The sequence below is a fragment of the Planktosalinus sp. genome, from assembly GCF_059864935.1.
The window spans coordinates 1-2,934 of sequence record NZ_JCBCCK010000282.1 but is presented as its reverse complement, the minus strand read 5'-3'; the positions used below and the strand labels follow the sequence as shown (position 1 = coordinate 2,934).

Here is a 2,934-nt window from a genome sequence, read left to right as displayed (position 1 = left end):
ATTTGATCAATAGAATCCTGTAAACCTAATCGAGTAACTTCATTCTCAATATAGGTTTTAATTTTATTTTCCTGTCCGCTAACTGCACGAACTACATACCATTTTTTAGTGCTTTTTGTCTCAGTCATAAATTAGGATTTAATCCATTTAAAATATTGAGCAATGATATCACTAAATATTGTATCAACACCCCAAATCGCAAGCGATAGGATGATTGAGAAAACAGCAACAAGTACTGTTAATCGTTGCGCCTCAGACAGTGGTGTCCAGGTGACGTGATTTTTTAATTCATTGAACGATTCTTGAATATAATTCAGCATTCTTTGTCGTTATTATTTTGTTACTAGCACGGGTTGAGAGACTCGAACTCCCGACACCTGGTTTTGGAGACCAGTGCTCTACCAACTGAGCTAAACCCGTATTAAAAAGCTTTGGTCTCCCAGATTTTTTAAGGGATTAGCCAAACCCATTGATAAATGCTTAAAGGCACCCGCCCGAGGCGGATACCTTTAAGACTATCATTTTTAAACTATATTTAGTCTAATATCTCAGTTACCTGACCTGCACCAACTGTTCTACCACCTTCACGGATTGCAAAACGTAAACCTACATTCATTGCAATTGTTTGAATCAAATCAACAGTGATAGTTAAGTTGTCACCGGGCATTACCATTTCTACTCCATCAGGAAGAGTAATGTTTCCGGTTACGTCAGTAGTTCTTACATAGAACTGTGGACGGTAGTTATTGTGGAATGGCGTGTGACGACCACCTTCTTCCTTCTTAAGGATATATACCTCAGCTTTGAATTTTTTGTGAGGAGTTACAGACCCCGGCTTAACAATTACCATACCTCTTGAGATTTGAGTTTTCTCAATACCTCTTAAAAGGATACCAACGTTATCTCCGGCTTCACCTCTATCAAGTATCTTACGGAACATTTCGACTCCAGTAATTGTTGAAGTTAATTTCTCAGCACCCATACCAATGATTTCTACAGGGTCTCCGGTGTTAGCAACACCGGTTTCGATACGCCCTGTTGCGACAGTACCACGACCTGTAATAGAGAATACATCCTCGATAGGCATTAAGAAAGGCTTGTCAACATCGCGCTGTGGCATTTCAATCCAGCTATCAACTGCTTCCATTAGCTCAAGAACAGTTTTTGACCATTTTTCATCTCCTTCTAAAGCACCAAGCGCAGAACCTGCAATTATAGGACCGTTGTCGCCATCATACTCATAGAAACTTAAAAGATCCCTGATTTCCATTTCAACAAGCTCTAAAAGTTCTTCATCGTCAACCAAGTCAACTTTGTTCATAAATACAACAATTCTTGGAATACCTACCTGGCGTCCTAAGAGGATGTGCTCACGAGTTTGTGGCATTGGACCATCTGTAGCAGCAACTACAAGGATGGCACCATCCATTTGAGCAGCACCTGTAACCATGTTCTTCACATAATCAGCGTGACCTGGACAGTCAACGTGTGCATAGTGACGATTTGCTGTAGAATATTCTACATGTGAGGTATTGATTGTGATACCTCTTTCTTTTTCTTCAGGAGCGTTATCAATTTGATCGAAAGATTTTGCTTCTGAAAATCCAGCCTCTGCCAATACTCTAGTAATAGCTGCTGTTAAAGTTGTTTTACCGTGATCTACGTGTCCAATTGTACCTATATTTAAATGCGGTTTGGAACGATCGAATTTTTCCTTTGCCATGTTTAATGATTTTTAATCTTAGTTATATATTAGTGTTTAATGTATTTACAACTTTGAGCCAACGACGGGAATTGAACCCGTGACCTCTTCCTTACCAAGGAAACGCTCTACCCCTGAGCTACGTCGGCAGGAATGAGTTTCAGGTTTCAGGTTTCAGTTTTAAACAAAAAACCTGAAGCTTCTTTGAGCGGGAGACCGGGTTCGAACCGGCGACATTCAGCTTGGAAGGCTGACGCTCTACCAACTGAGCTACTCCCGCATTGTATGAATTTCCAAAAAAGAAATTCCAAATTCCAAAATTTTAATGACCGTTTCAATCTTTTATTTCTAATTCCATTTGGAATTTGGAGTTTTTAAGATCGAGATTTCCGCTTTCGCGGAAATGTTGTGGGGAGAGCAGGATTCGAACCTGCGAAGACATAGTCAGCAGATTTACAGTCTGCCCTCGTTGGCCGCTTGAGTATCTCCCCAAAGTTTAAACCAACAATTCAATAGCTGGCAACCCTTTAATTTTCAGAACATTAAGAGCCGATGGAGGGACTCGAACCCACGACCTGCTGATTACAAATCAGCTGCTCTAGCCAGCTGAGCTACATCGGCTTTTTAAACTTTTTCATGCCTCTTTTAGGCATAAAAAAGTCCGCTATTTCTAACGGACTGCAAATGTATATAAATTTTGTTTTTAAAAAAATTTTTTTTGGAAAATTTCTCTATAGATGTGCTCTTTGTTTTTCTTTCCTTTTTTTAAGTTGTCTTTCCAGTGCCTGAACGCATTCATCGATTCCAATTTCAAAGCGTTTGCATTCTTTTTTTACGATTAGATTATCACCGGGTATGCTTAACAAAACTTCTACTATTTTGTTCTCGGGAATGGCTGTGTTTTCAAGTTTTAAAAATACATCTGCAAAAATTATTTTATCATAAAACTGTTCAAGTTTGCTTAATTTCTTTTCAATAAAATTGACTAATTTGATGTCTGCATCAAATCCCGGGGTTTGTACATTTACTTTCATATTTTAGAATTTTAAATTAAAACTTGTTTATTTTACTCTTTATTTCTGGGATGTGTCTTTGAATACACTTTCTTTAATTCAGCTATGCTGTTATTTGTATAAACTTGTGTCGATGCCAACGAGGCGTGACCCAAAAGCTCTTTAATTGCATTGAGGTCTGCTCCTTCATTTAATAGATGTGTTGCAAATGAGTGTCTT

Annotated in this window: 4 protein-coding genes, 5 tRNA genes and 1 pseudogene; all 10 read right to left on the bottom strand. The window is 38.5% G+C overall.

Features of this window, described 5'->3' with window-relative positions; all coding sequences use genetic code 11:
- A pseudogene (locus AC6F75_RS09395) lies at nucleotides 1-128 on the bottom strand (transcription termination/antitermination protein NusG); the annotation flags it as partial.
- 3 nt (nucleotides 129-131) lie between these two features.
- Nucleotides 132-320, bottom strand: a complete 189-nt coding sequence (secE, locus tag AC6F75_RS09390) for a preprotein translocase subunit SecE (protein WP_500714744.1) — start codon at nucleotides 318-320, stop codon at nucleotides 132-134.
- A 27-nt stretch (nucleotides 321-347) separates the two neighbouring features.
- Nucleotides 348-420: transfer RNA gene (locus tag AC6F75_RS09385), tRNA-Trp, on the bottom strand.
- Nucleotides 421-535: 115 nt separating this feature from the next.
- Nucleotides 536-1,723, bottom strand: coding sequence for an elongation factor Tu (gene tuf, locus AC6F75_RS09380; RefSeq protein WP_500714743.1), 1,188 nt, complete (start codon nucleotides 1,721-1,723; stop codon nucleotides 536-538).
- Between the two features lie 56 nt (nucleotides 1,724-1,779).
- A tRNA-Thr gene (locus AC6F75_RS09375) sits at nucleotides 1,780-1,851 on the bottom strand.
- Nucleotides 1,852-1,909: 58 nt separating this feature from the next.
- A tRNA-Gly gene (locus tag AC6F75_RS09370) sits at nucleotides 1,910-1,982 on the bottom strand.
- A 129-nt stretch (nucleotides 1,983-2,111) separates the two neighbouring features.
- Nucleotides 2,112-2,193: transfer RNA gene (locus AC6F75_RS09365), tRNA-Tyr, on the bottom strand.
- A 56-nt stretch (nucleotides 2,194-2,249) separates the two neighbouring features.
- A tRNA-Thr gene (locus AC6F75_RS09360) sits at nucleotides 2,250-2,323 on the bottom strand.
- A 110-nt stretch (nucleotides 2,324-2,433) separates the two neighbouring features.
- On the bottom strand, nucleotides 2,434-2,736 hold the full coding sequence (hpf, locus tag AC6F75_RS09355) for a ribosome hibernation-promoting factor, HPF/YfiA family (RefSeq protein ID WP_500714742.1): 303 nt from the start codon (nucleotides 2,734-2,736) through the stop codon (nucleotides 2,434-2,436).
- 32 nt (nucleotides 2,737-2,768) lie between these two features.
- On the bottom strand, nucleotides 2,769-2,934 hold a 166-nt coding region (locus AC6F75_RS09350), incomplete at its 5' end, for a tyrosine-type recombinase/integrase (protein WP_500714745.1).

Coding starts and splice junctions, on each gene's coding strand:
- hpf (WP_500714742.1), bottom strand. CDS start 2,736: ATGAAAGTAAATGTACAAACCCCGGGATTTGATGCAGACATCAAATTA.
- tuf (WP_500714743.1), bottom strand. CDS start 1,723: ATGGCAAAGGAAAAATTCGATCGTTCCAAACCGCATTTAAATATAGGT.
- secE (WP_500714744.1), bottom strand. CDS start 320: ATGCTGAATTATATTCAAGAATCGTTCAATGAATTAAAAAATCACGTC.